The organism is Acinetobacter kyonggiensis (genome assembly GCF_900107285.1).
Taxonomy (GTDB): domain Bacteria; phylum Pseudomonadota; class Gammaproteobacteria; order Pseudomonadales; family Moraxellaceae; genus Acinetobacter; species Acinetobacter kyonggiensis.
Map to the genome: position 1 here is coordinate 12357 of NZ_FNPK01000004.1, position 20292 is coordinate 32648.

The 20292-nt window shown below is 40.5% G+C and carries 15 protein-coding genes; 6 read left to right on the plus strand and 9 right to left on the minus strand.

Features of this window, described 5'->3' with window-relative positions; translation table 11 throughout:
• Positions 1–178: 178 nt before the first annotated feature.
• The 4 genes from BLV99_RS04390 to BLV99_RS04405 form a co-directional block, all read right to left on the minus strand.
• A complete protein-coding gene (locus BLV99_RS04390; protein ID WP_092688095.1) occupies positions 179–1627 on the minus strand; it encodes an NAD-dependent succinate-semialdehyde dehydrogenase in 1449 nt (482 codons plus the stop codon).
• A 19-nt stretch (positions 1628–1646) separates the two neighbouring features.
• On the minus strand, positions 1647–2906 hold the full coding sequence (gene gabT / locus BLV99_RS04395; RefSeq protein WP_092688098.1) for a 4-aminobutyrate--2-oxoglutarate transaminase: 1260 nt from the start codon (positions 2904–2906) through the stop codon (positions 1647–1649).
• Between the two features lie 256 nt (positions 2907–3162).
• Positions 3163–4335: a TonB-dependent receptor gene (locus tag BLV99_RS04400; RefSeq protein WP_092688415.1), complete on the minus strand. Its 1173-nt coding sequence runs from the start codon at positions 4333–4335 to the stop codon at positions 3163–3165.
• A 144-nt stretch (positions 4336–4479) separates the two neighbouring features.
• Positions 4480–5763, minus strand: a complete 1284-nt coding sequence (locus BLV99_RS04405) for a Glu/Leu/Phe/Val family dehydrogenase (protein WP_092688101.1) — start codon at positions 5761–5763, stop codon at positions 4480–4482.
• A 306-nt stretch (positions 5764–6069) separates the two neighbouring features.
• Here BLV99_RS04405 and pdxR point away from each other — a divergent pair, with 306 nt between their 5' ends.
• Together pdxR and BLV99_RS04415 are read left to right on the plus strand one after the other, a co-directional pair.
• Positions 6070–7572, plus strand: a complete 1503-nt coding sequence (gene pdxR, locus BLV99_RS04410; RefSeq protein WP_092688104.1) for a MocR-like pyridoxine biosynthesis transcription factor PdxR — start codon at positions 6070–6072, stop codon at positions 7570–7572.
• 418 nt (positions 7573–7990) lie between these two features.
• Positions 7991–9448 carry an amino acid permease gene (locus BLV99_RS04415; protein ID WP_086185645.1) on the plus strand — a complete coding sequence of 486 codons (1458 nt, stop codon included), beginning with the start codon at positions 7991–7993 and terminating at the stop codon, positions 9446–9448.
• A gap of 191 nt (positions 9449–9639) precedes the next feature.
• Here the strand turns inward: BLV99_RS04415 and BLV99_RS04420 are convergent, their stop codons facing one another.
• Both BLV99_RS04420 and BLV99_RS04425 read right to left on the minus strand, forming a co-directional pair.
• The gene (locus BLV99_RS04420) at positions 9640–11742 is read right to left on the minus strand and encodes a TonB-dependent siderophore receptor (protein WP_092688107.1); all 2103 of its coding nucleotides are present in this window, start codon (positions 11740–11742) and stop codon (positions 9640–9642) included.
• Between the two features lie 199 nt (positions 11743–11941).
• Entirely contained in the window at positions 11942–12874 is a 933-nt protein-coding gene (locus BLV99_RS04425; protein ID WP_086185643.1) for a LysR family transcriptional regulator, read from the minus strand.
• A gap of 88 nt (positions 12875–12962) precedes the next feature.
• Here BLV99_RS04425 and BLV99_RS04430 point away from each other — a divergent pair, with 88 nt between their 5' ends.
• From BLV99_RS04430 to BLV99_RS04445, 4 genes are all read left to right on the plus strand, one after another.
• A complete protein-coding gene (locus BLV99_RS04430) occupies positions 12963–13604 on the plus strand; it encodes an alanyl-tRNA editing protein (protein ID WP_092688109.1) in 642 nt (213 codons plus the stop codon).
• A 1-nt stretch (position 13605) separates the two neighbouring features.
• Positions 13606–14241, plus strand: coding sequence for a LysE family translocator (locus BLV99_RS04435; RefSeq protein ID WP_092688112.1), 636 nt, complete (start codon positions 13606–13608; stop codon positions 14239–14241).
• A gap of 400 nt (positions 14242–14641) precedes the next feature.
• Complete coding sequence (locus tag BLV99_RS04440) at positions 14642–15319, plus strand: epoxyqueuosine reductase QueH (protein ID WP_092688115.1); 678 nt, start codon at positions 14642–14644, stop codon at positions 15317–15319.
• Between the two features lie 329 nt (positions 15320–15648).
• Positions 15649–16881 carry an MdfA family multidrug efflux MFS transporter gene (locus BLV99_RS04445; protein ID WP_092688418.1) on the plus strand — a complete coding sequence of 411 codons (1233 nt, stop codon included), beginning with the start codon at positions 15649–15651 and terminating at the stop codon, positions 16879–16881.
• A gap of 93 nt (positions 16882–16974) precedes the next feature.
• On the opposite strand, the gene BLV99_RS04450 is transcribed toward BLV99_RS04445, so the two are convergent.
• The 3 genes from BLV99_RS04450 to BLV99_RS04460 all read right to left on the minus strand — a co-directional run bounded on the left by BLV99_RS04450 (position 16975) and on the right by BLV99_RS04460 (position 20055).
• Positions 16975–18369 carry a methylenetetrahydrofolate reductase C-terminal domain-containing protein gene (locus BLV99_RS04450; protein ID WP_092688118.1) on the minus strand — a complete coding sequence of 465 codons (1395 nt, stop codon included), beginning with the start codon at positions 18367–18369 and terminating at the stop codon, positions 16975–16977.
• A 122-nt stretch (positions 18370–18491) separates the two neighbouring features.
• The gene (locus BLV99_RS04455; RefSeq protein ID WP_092688121.1) at positions 18492–19625 is read right to left on the minus strand and encodes a 5-methyltetrahydropteroyltriglutamate--homocysteine S-methyltransferase; all 1134 of its coding nucleotides are present in this window, start codon (positions 19623–19625) and stop codon (positions 18492–18494) included.
• Between the two features lie 250 nt (positions 19626–19875).
• Complete coding sequence (locus BLV99_RS04460; RefSeq protein WP_244516276.1) at positions 19876–20055, minus strand: hypothetical protein; 180 nt, start codon at positions 20053–20055, stop codon at positions 19876–19878.
• Positions 20056–20292: the final 237 nt, after the last annotated feature.

A 20292-nucleotide genomic window follows, 5' to 3' on the forward strand; every position in this document is an offset into this window, starting at 1 on the left:
GTTAACTAATTTTTACTTTCGCGGGTAGATCATAAGAAGGGTGTTGAATTCAAAGCTTTCTGTATTATTTTTTTAATGTTTAAAGCAGTTAATGATTATTTTAAAAATTATGATGAATTAAAAAAAATCAGCCTTGAATGGGCAAGGCTGATTTTAACGGGTCACTGTGGGAATTTATTTATGAGGATAAATCCACACACAGATATTTCATTTCGAGGTATTCATCAATACCAAATTTAGAACCTTCACGCCCTAAACCAGATTGCTTCACCCCGCCAAACGGAGCAACTTCATTTGAAATAGCACCAGTGTTTATGCCGACCATGCCATATTCCAACGCCTCGCCCACACGCCATTGACGCGCGGTATTCTGCGTGAACACATAAGTTGCCAAGCCAAATTCGGTATCATTCGCCATCGCAACCGCTTCTTCTTCAGTGCTGAAGCGGAATAATGCAGCCAATGGGCCAAATGTTTCTTCTTTAGCAACCTTCATGTCTTGGGTCACTTCAGTCAGCACGGTTGGCTCAAAGAAAGTGCCACCTAAACTTGAACGCTGACCGCCAATTTTAATCTGCGCACCTTTGCTGGCTGCATCTGCAATATGTGACTGCACTTTGGCAATGGCATCTTCATCAATTAACGGGCCTTGGGTCGAACCTTCCTGACGGCCGTCACCTACTTTTAAATTGGCTACGGCAGCAGTCAGCTTTTCAGCCAGCGCATCATAAATGCCATCTTGCACATAAATACGATTCGCGCAGACACAAGTTTGACCACTATTACGGAATTTACTGACCATAATGCCTTGGACAGCCTGCTCCAGATTGGCATCATCAAAAACCAATACCGGTGCATTTCCACCCAATTCAAGCGACAGTTTTTTGATGGTTGGCGCACACTGCTCCATCAAAATACGGCCAACTTGAGTCGAACCAGTAAAGCTCAGCTTCTTCACGCTATCACTTTCGCACAGCGTTTTGCCGACTTCAATCGCGTCACCGCTAATGTGCAGCAATACATCTTGCGGTAAGCCCGCTTGCAGCGCCAATACTTCTAAAGCATAGGCTGTTAATGGCGTTTGCTCAGCAGGTTTCACCAGCATCGAACAACCAGCAGCAATGGCTGGCGCAGCTTTACGGGTAATCATCGCCGCAGGGAAATTCCACGGTGTAATTGCCGCAGTCACCCCAATGGCTTGCTTAATCACCAACAAACGCTGATTTGCTAGGGTTGGTGTAAGCACCTCACCATCAATACGGCGTGCCTGTTCTGCAAACCAGCGGATAAATGATGCCGCATAAGCAATCTCACCGCGCGCTTCCGCCAAGGGCTTGCCCTGTTCTGCGGTCAGTATTTGCGCCAATTGCTCTTTGTTCTGCAACATTAAGTTGTACCAAGCCCACAAAACATCAGCGCGCTGCAATGCAGTTTGCGCCTTCCATGTAGTTTGCGCAGCCTGTGAACGGGCAATCGCCTGTTCTACAGCCTGACGGTCAAGTGATTTGACCCATGCCAGTGTTTCGTTGGTTGCAGCATCATTCACTTCAATATAACAGCCGTTTAAAGGCTGCTCAAAGCAAACATCAGGATGCTGTAATAAATCTTTCAAATGATCTGGAAGCATTTCAATCACTCATTCATTATTATGCAGTTAAAGTTGCAAATCCTTGTTTTAAAATAGCAAGGCCTTCACGGAATTGCTCTGTTGGAATCGTTAAAGGATAAAGAAAACGAATCACATTACCATAACGACCACAGGTTAAAATCAACAAGCCATTTTGCATTGCATAATTTTGCACAGTTTTGGCTTGTTCAGCGGTTTCCAGTTCAACCGCAACCATTGAACCCAATGCGCGAATATCGGTCACTACATTGCTGGTGGCTTTAAGTGTATTTAAGACTGAAACCAATTCAGCACCCAATACATTGGCACGATCACACAGACCTTCACTTTCAATAACATCAATCACCGCATGCGCTGCAGCAACAGCAATTGGGCTACCTGCATACGTACCACCTAGCCCACCAGGATTTGGTGCATCCATCACATCAGCGCGTCCAACCACAGCAGAGATTGGGAAACCACCACCCAAGCTTTTTGCCATCGTAATAAGATCTACTTTAGTTTCATAGTGGTTCATGGCAAACAACTTGCCTGTACGGGCAAAGCCTGACTGAACTTCATCAGCAATCATCAAAATACCATGCTGATCACATAATGCGCGTAAACGTGTTAAAAATTCTGCGGGTACAACATTAAAGCCACCTTCACCTTGTACAGGCTCAAGCACAATCGCAGCAACATCATGTGCAGCAATATCTTCAGCAAAAACATCTTCAACACTCTGGATAGCATCATCCACCGTAATGCCTTTTGATTCTACTGGATAACGTGCATGGAAAACGCCAGCAGGCATCACCCCAAAGTCACGTTTGTAAGGAGCAGTTTTACCAGTCATTGCCATCGTCATAAATGAACGACCGTGGAAACCATTACCAAAAGTCACAATGCCGTGACGACCCGTATGTGAACGAGCAATTTTGACTGCATTTTCGACCGCTTCAGCACCAGTAGAAAAGAATGAAGTTTTTGCAGCACCCTCAATCGGTGCACGTTCATTAATACGCTCAGCAAGAGAGACATAACTTTCGTAAGGAACAACCTGATAAGCAGTATGGGTAAATTTTGTTAATTGTTCAGTAACAGCAGCAATAATTTTAGGATGGCGATGACCCGTATTCAGTACTGCAATGCCGCCTGCGAAATCGATAAATTGATTGCCTTCTACATCCCAAATCGTCGAATTTTCTGCTTTCTCCGCATACCATTGACACATGACACCAACACCACGAGGCGTTGCTTGCTGTTTACGTGCATTCAGTGCAGAGTGTTTACTGTCCATTTCGTACCTCATTCTTGATTCATACATTGTAAAATTTTGGCATCCATATCATGTGATTGATGATATGCAAATGATTCATTGATTTTGCGCTTTTATTGGCATGAAACGAGAGCCACTTTGGATAAGATAGAGAGAGCCAATTTATACTTATCTGGCGATTTAAAATTTTTTTAAATATATAAATCAAATAATTAAAATAAAAGCATAAAATGGCACCTTTTTTTAAAGGTGCCATTTTGATGCGTTGCAACAATAATTAAAAATTATAGATAAACAATAAATTCAAGAGTCTACTGTGCCCAGATGCGTCTCCTCCTGCCAAAGAGCCTGCATCACCGCCAATGAATACATCATTTTTTCCAGTGATATATTCTGCGGCCAGCGAAAACTGCTGAATATCCAGCTGAGCACCCAAAAGACTACGAGTCGATGTGGCAAAACCTGACTTATCCTTATCAAATACGGCATAGCTCGCATAAGGGGTTAAATCATAATCTTTGTAAAAATCATTGATTTGATAATCAACATTTGCCACATAATAATTGGCTTTGTTGGCAACATAATACTTCGATTCAAATGAGCCGACCGTTGCATAATCCGCATTGCTCAAAGACTTAGTATCTGCACGATTCTGTCCAGCAGTCAAAGTTACATTGGCATTTTGATAGTTCAAACGACCAAAGACATTCCATGCATTGCGATGCCCCGTTTGACCATTGCTGTTTTGCAAATCTGAATGCCAGTACGACCCACCTAGGTTAAGTTTAACCGGACTGTCTTGCAGCGGAATTTGCTGACTGATACGTGCAACCCACATGTTTTTTTCTTCAATGTCATCGGTCGTGGCATCTTCAGGCTTAACATAATTGGCCGCATAGCGCGCTGCGTCGCCATCACCCACAAAACTTCCGCCATCACGAACAAAATAAGCCAAATTTACGCTGGTATTGGCACCTAATTGCTGCTGCCAATTGATGCCCAAATTATGCACATCTTCTAGGCCGGCATTGTCCATTGAACTGCCGTACCAGCTACTGCTCCAGAAACGGCCAATGCCAAAAGGCATATCCTGCAAGCCTACTGTAATGCGGCTGTCATCATTCAGCTTATAGCCCAAATTGGCATTCACCAAAGTTGAAAAATCACATAAGGTATCATTTTGATAGCAGCGGTATTCCACACCGCCAAAAAATGTCTTGGCATCATATTTCAAGCTAAGCTTTGCCGCATTAAACTTTAATTTATGATCACTGTCCGAATAATCCTTATCTTGATAATTCGCACGTACCCACCCTGACACCGTCAGTTTTCCTAAATCTGTCTCCGCATCTCCCCAAGAGAGCGTATCTGCCTGCACGGCAGCCGACATTGCCATTACACTGGTAAGGGTACAAAACGAAAATGGTTTCACTAGAAAACGTTGCAACATAATAAAAATCCCAAAAAGAAAGAATAAATTCCAAAAACCCATCTCTGGCAAAAGCAAAATTTTTGATAAAATTTGATAAGTGAAGGTATTCAAACTTCAAATTCATGGTTGATCCGATTCTGCATCCTGCAAGAAATCTGATCATTAACCCGGATAAATGCCGCGCTCTTTGCGCGCCATTAAAATGCGTTCACATGCCAAAATGTAGGCTGCGGTACGTAAAGAACATTCTGCTTGCGTAGCTTTAATCCAAACGTCAGCTACAGCATTTTTCATAATCACATCCATGCGCTGGTTGATTTCTTCTTCTGTCCAAAAATAACTGGCAAGGTCTTGTACCCATTCAAAATAGCTGACCGTTACACCACCAGCATTGCAAATCACATCGGGTACTACCGTGATTTGGCGCTTACTCAAAATTTCATCCGCTTCAGTTAAAGTCGGGCCATTGGCACCTTCCAAAATTATTTTGGCTTGAATTGTTTGGGCAACATGGACATCAATCACACCTTCAAGCGCCGCAGGAATAAAAACTTCCGCAGGAATTTGCCAAAACTTTGCAGCCAGAATTTCATCTTTTGCCGAAAATCCCTGAATCTTCTGATGGTGTTTTGAATATTCGATTAACTTTGCAATATCAATCCCTTGCTCTTGATACAAAGTCGCGGAATGATCCTGCACACAAATGACCTTGCTGCCATTTTCATGAAACAATAAAGCTGCTTCGCTGCCGACATTGCCAAAGCCCTGTACACATACTCGGGCATCGTTCAAATCCAGATCAATCTGCTGAGCCACTTCACGCCCAGTAATATATACCCCACGCCCTGTCGCTTTAATCCGCCCTAAAGAGCCACCAAGATGGACGGGTTTACCTGTCACCACGCCTGTAACGGTAGAACCCGAATTCATAGAAAAAGTGTCCATCATCCATGCCATAATCTGTGGATTGGTGCCAACATCAGGTGCTGGAATATCTTTTTGTGGCCCAATAATAAAATTGATTTCTGCGGTATAGCGCCGCGTCAATCGTTCTAACTCACGCTTAGATAATTGGGTTGGATCGACCCGCACACCGCCCTTAGCACCGCCAAAAGGTAAATTTAGTGCCGCACACTTAATGGTCATCCATGCGGACAGTGCCATGACTTCATCTAAATTGACATCAGGATGGAATCGCACTCCGCCCTTTCCTGGCCCACGGGTCAAATTATGCTGAACACGATAACCTTCAAAATGCTGCACCGTGCCATCATCCATAATCACGGGAATATCGACAATTAAGCTCCGCTTCGGGCGTCGAAGCATATCCAGCCTTTCGCTCAGCTCGCCCAGATGGGGAGCCACTTTATCTAACTGCTTAAGATAATTATTCCAAGCAGTTGTACCCTGCTCCGTATACGTCAGACCTTTCACCATCGTGTTCATTGCATGATCCTATTTTTGTATGCAGACGCATTTCCTTGCGGCTGCAAAAAGTATAAATTTATGTAGGTTTGTTGGCATTTATTGATTAATGTCTTCAGGCTGCGTGATCTAAATTAAAAAATTAAGCTTAGATTTTTCGCTTGGGCTTTAACCAAGATGTGTGTATATTGCCTGCCGTTTACAGGCTCACATTTACACCAACCGCGCAAGAGCGAGATACTTTACAATTTCTGCCTGACCAGATTATTTTGCACGTACCGACATTGCTCTCACGAGAGCCACTTTGAATTTGTAGGAGAGAGCCAATTGCGTAGTTTGCTTGGAGATTATTTGCTGCAACGATTACAGCAAGATATTGATGGAACATTGCAACTGCGATTATTTCGCTGCTTGCGTAATGCCATGATTGATGGCGTATTGGCACCCAAAACTCGTTTACCTGCATCAAGAGATCTTGCCAAAGAGATCAAAGTCTCCCGCAATACGGTATTAAGCGCTTATGAACAATTACAGGCACAAGGTTATGTCGATGCCCGCACAGGACAAGGCACTTGGGTGACAGAGAAATTGCCCGAATCATTTTTAATCAAAGCAGAAAACACCAATATTCCGATTCAAGAAAAAAAATCTCAGCAAAGTTACAGCTTATCTCAGCGCGGTTCATATTTAATCGGCTATTCAGCGGCATCACCTTATCAATGGGGGGCATTTGTACCCGGTGCACCAGATGTAACTGAATTTCCTCACCATATTTTTAGCCGAATTCAGACCCGTTTGAGCCGTGAACCAGAAATCACTCGATTAATTTACAGCAATGCAGGCGGATGTCTGGAACTGCGCCAAGAACTTGCGGAATACCTTAAAATCGCGCGTTCCGTACAATGTGATGCCGATCAAATCATCATTACCGAAGGCACGCATCAAGCCATAGATTTGGTTTCGCGCACCTTGAGTGATATCGGTGACGAAGTCTGGATCGAAGATCCTGCTTACTGGGGCGCGCGCAATATTTTACGCATTAACGGTGTAAATTTGCGCTCACTGCCTGTTGACCAAGAAGGTATTATTCCTGACCTTGATCCTAAGCAGCCGCCTAAGCTGATCTTTGTCACACCATCGCATCAATATCCTTTAGGTTCACATCTGAGCCTTGAACGGCGCAAGCAACTGATTGCGATTGCCCGTCAGCATAAAAGCTGGATTGTGGAGGATGATTATGACAGTGAGTTCAGATTCTCAGGTCAACCCTATCCATCGTTGCAAGGATTGGAACCCGATTCACCAGTAATTTATATGGGAACATTCAGCAAAACCATTTATCCTGCGCTGCGTATCGGTTATTTAGTGGTGCCGAAAAAACTGTTTTCGCCACTGCGCATTGTGGCATCAGAACTGTATCGAGGTGGACATTTACTGGATCAAAAAGTGTTGGCAGAGTTTATCCGTGAAGGACATTATGGGGCACATATTCGACGTATGCGCTTACTTTACAGCAAACGCCATGCATTTTTAATTGATTTAATTCACCGTCATTTGGGGCCAGATTTTCTGCACGAATACAACACCGCAGCGGGCTTACACCTTATTTTAAAATTGCCAAGCAGCAGTGATGATGTACTAATTGCATCGAATGCACTCGATCAAAATGTAAAAGTCAGAGCACTCTCTCAATATTATACAAAACACTATTCTACGCGGCAAAAAGGACTATTGCTTGGCTTCGCCTGTGTCAGCGAACAAGAAATACTCATCGCTTTTGGTATTCTGTTGAAGTGCTTACGCGATGTCGGTATTCCCACACTTAATTAATTAATTTTCTATATTAATCAAAATTTTATTTTTAAATTAAACTTAACCTTTTGTCAGTTTTTAAATCTCTGGCAAAACTATGTATTGCTTTTTTATTTTATTTAGTTTTTATTTTCCTGTAAATATCCTTTCCTGTACTTTTCACATTTTTAAAGCAATTGGCTCCTTTCAATAGATAAAAAATGGCTCTCGTCACCTGCCAACAAAAAAGAGAAATTAGCAGCACACATAAACAACATGTAACAGTTGTGTAACCAAAGTGTGATCTTTCACCTGTTTACAGAACCATCAGATTTATCCAAGTTAACTTAATCTTAATTAAGTGCTTAATAATTCAGTTGCAGTTTCAATGGATAGATAGTGCGAAAAAGGTATAGACCAATATTGCAACTATATCCTTGATATTAAGGGAAATAATATGGCTGAAAATCAACATGCCTCCGAGCCTGATTCATCACAAGGCTTAAAAAATGGACTTAAATCACGCCACCTCACCATGATTTCTATTGCAGGTGTGATTGGCGGCGCATTATTTGTCGGCTCAGGAAATGTAATCTACAATGCAGGGCCAGCTGCACTCATCGCATATACTCTAGGCGGATTATTGGTTCTATTCATCATGCGTATGCTAGGTGAAATGGCGGTACTTAATCCCGACAGTGGCTCATTTTCAACCTATGCAGACCGCGGGATTGGTCGTTGGGCTGGATTTTCGATTGGATGGCTATATTGGTCTTTCTGGACCTTACTTATGGGATGGGAAGCCTTTGTTGCCGGAAAAATTCTCAATAGCTGGTTTCCATTCATTCCAATTTGGGGCTACATGCTATTCGTCATTGTAGCTTTGGTCTGGATTAATCTACGTGATGTCAAAAACTACGGTGAATTTGAATTCTGGTTTGCCTTAATCAAAGTCATTGCAATTGTACTATTCTTGGTTGTCGGTAGCTTAGCCATCATGCACCTTTGGCCTTGGGGCGATGCCACTATGCTAGGCGGGGTGACTTATTTGACCGCTGAAGGGTTTATGCCAAATGGTTTTTCTTCTATTATTACTGCCTTACTGGGTGTTATGTTTGCCTATATGGGGGCAGAAATTGTCACCGTTGCAGCCGCTGAAACTAAAGATCCTGCGAAAGAAATCCGCAAAGCATCTAACTCAATTGTCTGGCGAATCATTTTATTTTATGTCGGCTCAATGCTGATTACCGTTTGCTTAATTCCACACAACAACCCGCTATTAAAAGACCCAACTTGGGGTACATACAGCGTTACCCTTACTGCATTAGGTATTCCTGAAGCACGCCATATTGTCAATTTTGTAGTGTTAACTTCTGTATGTAGCTGCTTTAACTCTGCACTCTATACGTGTTCACGCATGATGTATTCCCTGTCCAAGCGTGGCGATGCACCAAAGAGTTTTGCATTCACCAACCGTAATAATAGCCCATGGGTCGGTGTTATTTTCTCAAGTCTTTTTTCAATCGTTGCGGTATATTTCACTGCGACTGAAAGCATGAATATTTATGATGTATTAATGCTGGCAACAGGTACGGTGTCTTTGTATGTATACCTTGCGATTGCAATTTCACAATTGAAGCTGCGTAAGAAATTGGAAGCAGAAGGTGTCGATATTCCATTTAAAATGTGGCTCTTTCCTTGGCTGACTTATCTCGTCATCATCTTTATTATTGGTGCCTTAATTACTATGGTCATTGAAGGGACTTATCTTAAGGAAGTGGCATATACCAGTGTTCTTGCCTTATTTATTGTTGGCTTAGGAATTTGCGCACAGAAGTTTAATTGGGGTGGCGGGAAATCTGCAAACAATAAAACTGCACAAAATAAAATTAATATTACTGACAATCACTATTAACAAACTGCTATAGATCCCCTTAAGATGTTCTGTGAATAACCGCTATGGTTGTTCACAGAACATGATTATCTTTTTAGATTAATTCAACTTTTATATAAATCTAATACATAAAATTCATATCATTTCGTAAGTTAAAACTCATCTGCCATTGCCTCCACATCAAATATGTAGAAACGAATCCTTTTAGGTTTTTAGTATTTAAACTTCACATTAAAACGAACCATCATTGGATCTCCCCAATTGACCAATTGCGCATTCGGTGTGGTTCCAACCAGATATTCTTTATCGAATAGGTTTTTAATACTTAGACCCGCTCCCCAAGTTTTGGCTTCATAACCCGCATTCACATCAAATAACGCATAACTTGGTAAGTAGACAAAGTCTGTATTGCGCTGTGCTGTTCGAGAACCTTGATAACGAATACCCGCACCAATATTCCAACCGAATTGATCAGGGCTAAAATAATATTGGGTGGATAATGAGCTGGCATTTTTAGGTATATGATTACTACGTTTACCCATCTCACTGGCAGTCACACTTTCTGTTATTTTTGCAGTTGGAATATAACTATATGTTGCGGCTACATTCCATTGCTCAGTTAATGCCGCCGCCATTTCCGCTTCAAAACCTTGGGTGACTTGCTCACCCGTTTGAATGGAAAAATTTCCAGAAGCATCTGATTCAGTGACATTTTTACGGGTGAGATCATAATAAGCCACATAGCCTTGTAAACGCTGCTCAAAAGCTTGTAATTTGATGCCAACTTCCGCTTGTTTACCCTCTTCAGGATTAAGTAATGTGCCATTTTCACCCGCATCCGTCACTGGCATAAAAGAGGTTGAATAACTGATATACGGCGCAAACATATCATTCATGCCGTACATGACAGAAGCACTGCCCGTAAAAGCATTGTCTGAATTTTTAGTGGCTGTATTTTTCAATACATTATCAATTTCAACTTGAGTCCAATCATGACGGCCTGATAGTCCAATAATCCAGTGATCATCAATTTTAATGGTATTGCGTAGATATAAACCTGCATATTGGCTATAGGTAATTTCCTGACTCGGTGCGCCTATTTTTTTAATACTTACATTGCCATAGCTTGGATCATTGGCATTAAAATCATTAATCGTATCTGTGCGACGATAATAATCACTGCGTTCTCGCATCATATCGACACCGACCATGACATCATAGTTGAGCTTTCCAAAATCGAAATTACGCTGTAAATGATTATCTAAGGTATAGTTAATATCTTGTTTATCTTGATTATTAATTGCACGTTTAATCGTTGGCAGAATATTTGTACCCGATGCTAATATCGCATTCCCTTTTGTATCGGTTTTGGTCACAGCAAGGTTTTGTTTAAAAGTCCAGTCATTATCAAAATAGTGGGCATAATTCGCACCAATACGATAAACATCCACATCATAGCCATAATCTGGCTCACCAAAAAACAAGCTAGACGAATAATTTTTATAATCGCCCTTACTATAGGGAATACCCTGCTGACGGATATATTTACGATGTTGATAACTGGCAATGACCGATAAATCATCTTTATCGCCTAAATCAAAATTATATGATGGTGCAATATATTGATTTTTAAAATACACATAATCCGTTGGATCATCCTGATCAGACACTCGTCCTACCACACGAAAAGCACCTTTTGCACTTTCATTTGGCGCATAGTTCATATCAAAAGTTGCTTCTTTTAAACCATAACTGCCATAACTTAACGCCCCTTTATAAGACGTTTCTGCTTGTGGACGTTTAGTGGTCAAATTAACTAAACCACCTGGCAATGCTAATCCGAAACCCACTGATGTTGGGCCTTTCACAACTTCAATAGATTCTAGACCCGAAATGTCTTCAGCTCTTAAAACATTATCTGATGCTTGTACACGCAATCCATCAATATAGGTTTGTGAACTGGAAATTTGCCCGCGGATAATAAAGTCATCCCAACCCCGACGTCCATATTGACCAGAGGTCACGCCAGCGACTCCATCTAAAGCTTCCGCAACTGTTTTTGCTTGTTTTTGTTCTATTTGCTGATTGGTGATAACACTAATCGACTGTGCGGTTTCAAATAAAGCGGCATCTGACCGAAGTACTGCACTTGCTGTTTTGGCTACATAGGGTTTTTCATCGGTTTCAGCTTGAGTCGTAATGGTCGGTAATTGATTGCCCGATGGCTGTTCTAAATCGGATTCTGATTGAGCATGTGATGCTGTTGCCATAATGGCCAGAACTGAAAATGCTAAAAAGGACAGATTGAACTGCATGATGCCATACCGATAAAAACTTAAACGCAATTATAATCATTTTCATTTAAAAATATCACGCTTACTAAATGCAATATCATCAAAGCTGTTTAATCGTAAAAATAATAGACAACTTGATAGAATTTAATTTCCATAAGCCAACTGGTTTCCAACTCCGTTTTTCAATTTTTGCGCTGTCATTTTTTTAAATATGAAAGGATTATTCACTCTTTAACGTTGGTTCCAATTTTAATTTCTCTGCTAAAAAATGGATAAAAACCTCTATTTTAGGCGCTAAATAGCGTGTTGGAGGATATAGCAACCATGCATCTCCACTATAGTAAGTTTTAAAATACCAGTCTGGTAATACTTGAATTAACGCTTTAGTCTCTAAAGCATGCCGAGCAACAAAATACGGCAAACTGGCAATCCCCATATGCTTTAATGCTGCATCTAATCTTATGCCTGTATGGTTAGCTGAATAACGGCCTTTCACAGAAACACTGGTTGTTTTATTCTCTTTTTGAAATTTCCACTTCGAGTCACTTGCCTGCTCCCCCAAATAAATACATTGATGTTCCTTTAAATCCTGAGGTTGCTGAGGCATCCCATGTTTTTCTAAATATTCAGCCGTCGCTACAATCACATGATCAATTTCAATCAGTTTTCTGCCCTTTAATCCTAATGATGGTTCATTGGTAATTCGTATAGCTAAATCAATTTCATCATCAATAAAGTCTATTAATTTATCTTCCAATAACATTTGGACATCAACTTTAGGATAGCGTTCTAAAAATTCAGGAATATGCGGATGAAGTAAATAATGCCCCACCGCCTTAGGCACACTGATTCGAACAGTGCCATGAGGTTCAGAATTAAATTTGCCCGAATTGTCGATAACCGCTTGAGCTGCATTCACCATTTCTAAGCAATAAGCATAAACCTGTGTTCCGCTTTCACTCAGGCGCAATTTACGCGTCGTTCTTTGCAGTAAACGGGTGCCGAGCGCGCGCTCCAGCCGAGATATCGCTCGGCTAATTGCAGATGGCGTATTTCCAAGCTGCCGAGCGGTTTCTGAAAAGCTGCCTGTTTCTACAACTTTGACAAAAATGGCCATTTCTTGAAGCAATGAAATACTTTGATTTGTGCTCATGAGGCAAAAATGATTTGATTTTTTACTAGATTATCATTACCAAGCATCATTTATATAATCTTTTTATTCGATTTATTCAGAGAATTATATGACTCAAGCCCTATATTTATCAGGCAAGACCTGTGCTGACGTAAATGTAATAGAGTGTAAATTAACTCAAGAGGGTCTTTTCGCAGTTCAGCTTGCTGCAACACCTTTTCATCCTCAGGGTGGCGGGCAGCCCAGTGATATTGGAAAAATTAACGCGGTCACCGTTGAGCATGTTGCTATGCAAGATAAAGAAATTATTCATTACTGTCGTCAAGAAATCCCCTTAGGCAAAGCTTATGCTCAGATCAATCTTGATAAGAGACAATATTTTAGCCGTTTACATTCAGCAGGACATTTAATTGGCCATGTGATGCAGGCCTTTGGCTGGGAGCCGATCAAAGCTCAGCACTGGCCAGAAGATTCCAAGGTGCAGTTTATAAAATCGGAAGCTGCTCAAGATATTGATGTTGCATCTCTGCAAGCCATCTGCAATCAATATATTTCTGACAATTTGCAGAAATTTATTACGCAAAACGCAAATGGTTACCGTGAGATAAACTTTGGGCATCTGCCTGCATTTGCCTGCGGTGGAACCCATGTAGAATCTTTAGCTGAAATTATTGAAATCAGCATTGCCGAATATAAATTGAAGAAAGGTAAATTAACGATTCACTATAAAATTTCTGATGAGCATCCATAATATGTGGGCGCAATATGGTTCAGAATTTTTAGCTTTGGCTTTAGTTCATTTTCTTGCCGTACTTTTACCGGGTCCAGATTTTGCAGTGACCGTAAGGCACAGTGTCCGCTATGGGTATTTGATTGGATGCCTAACCGCGATAGGAATAGGTGCAGGGATTTCAATCCATGTTTTATATACCCTTGTTGGGCTCGGCATCATCATTCAGCAAAGTTCATGGCTGCTGTTTTCTTTACAGGTTTGTGGGGCAATGTATTTAATCTATTTGGGATGCAGTTTATTGCGTACTCAGCCCTTTAATTATGCTGCTTCAACAGAAAATATAGACAGTCTTGCTTTGAGCAAATGGAAGGCATTTATGACTGGGTTGATGACGAATGCTTTTAATCCGAAAGCGACCCTATTTTTTCTTGCTATATTTACGACCTTGGTTCATCCAACAACACCGATGAAAATTCAAATTTTTTATGGTGTTTGGATGTGTGCAGTCAATGCATTGTGGTTCATGGTTGTTGCCATTTTATTTTCTCGGCCAATGGTTCGGAATAACTTCTTAAAAGCTGGAAATAAATTTGAGAAATTTATGGGAGCTGTATTAATAATACTTGCTGTAAAACTGCTATTCACAAATATATGATTTTTAAAGTTTTCTATAATCAACATATAACACCGTATATGTTGATTGTAGAAAGTATTTAACAGGTCAATGTATTGGCACCATCGCCATGATGCTATACCTACCCCATGTTGGCCACGATCCAAAATCACAAGATCTTTAGCTGAACAATTTCCTGAAAAACAAAAAAAACTAACCCTATCTTGCGATTTAAATACCCCATTAAGTTCAGACTGAAATGATAAGCCTTAAAATAAAACGGAGATAAACTTAAAATCCAGTCAATCGCATGGATTATTCAGGTCTATTGATTCAAATCATGAAAATAATTTATTTTAAAATGAAAATATTTCATCAAATTCATAACCTTAAGGTACTGATAAAAACTAAAATACCCTGCTTCAATTTTTCATTATTTACTATGTCTAAGCTAAAGCGCCAAAAACTTACTCTTCCAAATGGTCATAATAAACTTTTACTACACTCTTGCTGTGCGCCATGCTCTGGTGAAGTGATGGAAACCATGATCGAATCGGGCATCGACTTCTCTATTTTCTTTTACAACCCCAACATTCATCCTGTTAAAGAATACTTAATTCGTAAGGAAGAAAATATTCGCTTTGCTGAAAAGCACAATATTCCTTTTATTGACTGCGACTATGACACCGACAATTGGTTTGAACGTGCCAAAGGTATGGAAAATGAACCTGAAAAAGGTAGTCGTTGTACGATGTGCTTCGATATGCGTTTCGAACGTACGGCGCTCTATGCACATGAACATGGCTTTAGTCTAATCAGTAGTTCGCTGGGCATTTCTCGATGGAAAGATATGAAGCAAATTAATGGTTGTGGTATACGTGCTGCCGAGCATTATCCCAATATAACTTACTGGGATTACAACTGGCGAAAAAATGGTGGTGCTCACCGCATGATTGAAATCAGTAAAAAGGAAGAGTTCTATCAACAAGAATACTGTGGATGCGTGTATTCACTTAGAGATACCAATCGTTGGCGTATGAGCAATGGTCGTGACCGCATCAAATTAGGCGTGAAATTCTATTCCAATGCTATGGATAGTGAAAAATCCAGCACCGATTAAATTATATAGCCTTGTAATCAATATCATAAGAAAACGATCCTTTTTCTAGTGCCAAAAACACCCAATTTTCGTTCATCCCATAGGTATGTTAAACTAGCTGTACTTTTAACACCTGCGCTATGTCGTAGGTGTATTTTTTTAAATCTCCCTTTTTGAAATTGAATTGTTCTGTCTGTTCAGCGTGATCTCCCCATCGACGCTGTGAACCGTTATTACTTTTCTATTTGCAAAATTATTTTTTAATCTTCCTGCCCGTCAGGAGGTAAGGTCCTTTTATTTTAAAAAAAGTGACTTTGTGCTGACGGGTTGTAAAAACGATGTTGAAAACCATGTCTCCCCCACACATTTCTAAACTCACTTTTGCCACTTTATTGTTTCCTTTGGCATTGGTTTTATTTGAGTTCGCTGTCTATTTGGGCAACGATTTAATCCAACCAGCCATGCTTGGTGTAACCCGTGATTTTGGCGTGAGCAGCTCTTGGGCACCCTCATCTATGTCATTCTACCTGCTTGGTGGCGGCTGTATCGCGTGGCTAATGGGTCCTTTGTCGGATCGTATTGGTCGTAAGAAAATTTTATTGGCAGGTGCGCTATTTTTTGCAATAACTTGCTTACTGATTTTATTCACACAAAATATTCAAAGTTTTTTAGGCTTACGTTTCCTACAAGGCATGGGTTTGACCGTGATTAGTGCCGTAGGTTATGCAGCCGTTCAAGAAAACTTTGAAGAGCGTACTGCAATTAAAGTCATGGCAATTATGGGCAATATGACTTTATTTGCGCCACTCTTAGGTCCTTTAGTTGGCTCATTAATGATTGACCACGTCTCTTGGCATTGGGGCTTTGTCGGAATTGCAATATTGGCTTTACTGGGTTGGTTGGGTCTCAAAGTGGCCATGCCAGCAGATCAAAAAGCGAATCTGACGCAAAAACCTATGAGCAGTATTTGGAGTGATTTTAAAACAGTCTTTAACAATAAACAGTTTGTGATCATGACCAGTGCCCTACCAATGGCATGTTTACCAATCATGCTCTGGATTGCATTATCGCCTGTAATGCTCGTTGAAAACCTCGGTTTTAGTGGTCTGCAATATGGTATGGCGCAAGTACCAGTATTGGGTGCGCTAATCTTGGGTAGTGTGATTTTAGTTAAAATTATTGATAAATATCCACTCGGTCAAACCATTTTATTCGGTCTACCGACCATGTTAGTCGGCGCACTGATCATCCTAATCGGCTTATTCATCCCGACTTATTTTGTATGGACGCTCATTATGGGTATGACCATCATGAGCTTTGGTGAAGGGATTTGTTTCTCTGTACTGTATCGTTTAGCCATGATGTCATCGGACGTATCGAAAGGTACAGTTGCGTCGGCTATGTCAATGATCATGATGTTCAGCTACTTTGTCGTGCTTGAAGTATCACGCATGTTGTTTGAAGCTTATGACCTGATGGCATTTAGCTTATGTAGTTTGGCATTGGTGCTGATGTGGTTTACTTTGCCACGCACGATGTTGAAAAAAGTGATGGTTGAGCGTAAAGAAAAAGGTCAGTTCTAATATTTTTTTAAAATAGACCAAACTTAAAAAGGCGGAATCATTTTAGTGATCCCGCCTTTTTTATAGCATATTTTTAAGTCAAACAATCAAATGCTAACTGGCTTGATTCACATACCAGTTTTTCCATGAACTACTACCACGCACTTCTATCGGCACTGTCAAAATCAAGTTGTTTTTTAAAATTTGCGTTTGATCAACTGCTTTGGCAAGGCGGGCTTTGACTGAGTGAATACATTCACGATCACCAAATTCACAGCGATCTAATGTTGTCCCACCACACGGGCCATTGGCAAGACCTTTCGGGCAAGTTTCAGGGCAAATATATAAGGTATCACCTAGGCGACATTGCCCACAACTTTCACAGCCCACTACACCATGTTTACTGACAAATTCCGTTTTAAGCAGTGCTTGCGCTGCAAGTGATCCATTCCAAAACCGCGACTGGAAAATAAAATATCCAACACCTTTTGCAACTTTAGACTCGAACAAAGCATCATGCATTAAATGCAAATGCTGATATTTTAAAATCTGCATGGAGCTTACAGGGCGTGAATAATACGTCAGCGCTGGATAAAACTCTTTGCCTGTTTTGACTTGCCAAAGTGTATTCCACAACAACTCAAGTTCATCTAAACCAAGATGACGATATGCCTCAATATAGCTCTCTAACAGCAATTGCTCTTCAGGTTTATGACATGCCGAAAGGTGCACACCGGCAAAACCTAACTGTTTACAGATTAAAATTTGTAACGCACAGCGTAGATACACCCGATCAGTCAAACCTGATTCTTTTTCTTCACCCAAGATCTTGAGCATATGCGGTGTAATGACAATGCCCGCCACTTGATGCTTCACCATAAAATTGGCGCGTCCCAATGTTAGCGGCATGACACAAGCGAGTAATTTTTGAGAATAGCCATGTTGGGTTAAAAATGCTTTCGCTTCTTTCAAAGCAGATAAATCATAACCCAGTTGGCTAATGATGTAATCTGCACCAGCCTTCAGCTTTTTATGCAATTTTAAATACTGTGCATCGCGTTCAGCTTCAGCATATTTAAACGGGTTAAATGCAACACCTACACAAAAATCACCATGTTGTTTCGCTGCCATCACGGCATTTACGGATTCAAGGTAACGTGTACGCTCGCTAGAATCCTTGCCCTTGTGATGGTTTTTAAGCTTATCACCTGTGAGTAATAATAAATTTTGCTGTCCAATCGCTTGAGCGGCATTTAAAAACTGCTCAAAGTCACGAATGTCCCGCCCCTTACCAGCAAAATGCAGCACTTTTTCAATGTGTTTCGGGTAAGCTTGTGCAGCAATAATCGGTGCAAGATCATCATCCGCATGGACTCGATCGGCCAAAGTCATCAATGCAGCAAAGCCAGCAAATTGAGTTTTTACAGGCAAAATCTCTTTCATTGAGCAGAGATATTCCACCAGTACACAAAACTGATTTTGAGTAAAACAAGTCGAAAGTTGGGACATAAAGGGAAAGTGATCCAAAGGATCAAGACAAAATAAAAGCGAATTATAGTCAAGATTGGCTTAAAGTGCATCTGATGCTACACAATTTGGCAGCATCAGAAGTCATACCGATAAAATATAGGCTAGCCCCATACGTCCTGTGCAATTTCATTCATCAGTTTCAGTTTTTTCCACTGCGTATCATACGAAATACGGTTGCCCTCTTCCATCGAGGCAAAGCCACTTTGTGGACATAGACCCAATTGTTCAAGCGGTAGATAGGCTGCTGCTTGCTGAATTTTGGCAATCAGCTTCGTTTTATCTTCAACAGTCTCTATTTTAGTCGAGATCAAACCTAAAAAGACTTCAGCATTTGTGCCCTGTAATTTTGCTAAAGGCTCAAAACCACCCGCGCGCTCGGTGTCAAACTCTAATAAGTAACGATCAATATTATGTAATTTTTCAAAGATAAAATGTTCAATCGCTGCATAACCGCCTTGATACAACCAACTCGATAAAAAATTACCGCGGTTAATATGCAGTGCAACCACAAGGTCTTCAGGCTTATTGGCAAGTGCAATATTTAAAGTCTGAACAGCAAAATGTGCTAAATCATCAGGATTCATGCCCAATGCAAGTTCTTTGTCACGTTGTTCTTCATCACACAAATAGGCCCAAAATTCATCGTTAATCTGAAGATAGCGACAACCTTGCTCATATAAGGCTTGAATCGCTTTTTCATAAGCCTGCCCTAGATCTTCAACGTATTCAGTCAAACGATCGGCATAATGACGATTATTGCGCAAATGTGGATACAACATCATGTTAGGGCTAGGCAAAGTAAATTTTGCCGTCGCAAAATCATCAATGGCCTGATGTAAAAAACGATAATGCGCAAGGCTTGGATGATCTTCTGGAAAATCAATTTTCCCAGTTACACGAACATCATAGGCTTTGCTAATGACACCTTTAAATTGTCGTCCATCACGGGTCTTATAACCTTGAATACCGTCAAACTGTTCAAGAAAATCGTAATGCCACCAACCACGGCGAAAGTCGCCATCCGTCATAATGGTGCAGTCATTATCCAACTGAATATCAATCAGGTTATGAATTTCGGCATCTTCCACTTGACGTAATGTTTCCTCATAAATCACACGATCAGCAAAATCATAACGGGCTTTTTTCAGTTTTAAGGGTCTTAAAAAGCTCCCGACATGCTCGACCTTATTATTGGCGTACTGGTTTTTTGCTGCTTGGCTCGTGTTGCTCTTCATAAATGTCGTCATTTAAAATGTAGCTTGGATTGAATCGGAGTGTGGAAGAAATGTCGAATTTAACTTATAGATGTTTTAATTATTAAATAGTAATAAGCATCATAGACTTAATAATATTTATGTATGTTATTTAACACATTTACTGAAACATGCTCATGTTTAGGTGAACTTATTTCATGTTTCACTTCATAAAAAGCCAGATGACGTATCATTTGGCTTTCGACTCGTCACATTTAACTCGAAAAATTAACTATATTTTAGAATTATTCTCAAAAAACTCCCCCCAAACGTCTACCCAAATTTCATTCACAAGTTGAAGCTTACGCAAATGTGCATCATAAGGAACACGGTTATCTTCTTTAGTTGATGAGAAACCATATTGTTGGCTTAACGCCAATTTGCTCAAGCAGTAAGAATTTAGAAGCTTCATGAATGCGTGCAATAATTGCATCTTTACCCTTAAGCTCTTCGACTTTCTGACACAAAACATGATTTATTTGAATTATTAAATAAAACAGTTAAACCAAGCTCAACAAACAATAGGCAAAAAAAAGACCTATAAGCATTTGATTAGCTTATAAGTCCTTTAAATATATTGGTAGGTATAAGCAGACTCGAACTGCTGACCTCTACGATGTCAATGTATAGTATATAATTATAATTCAAT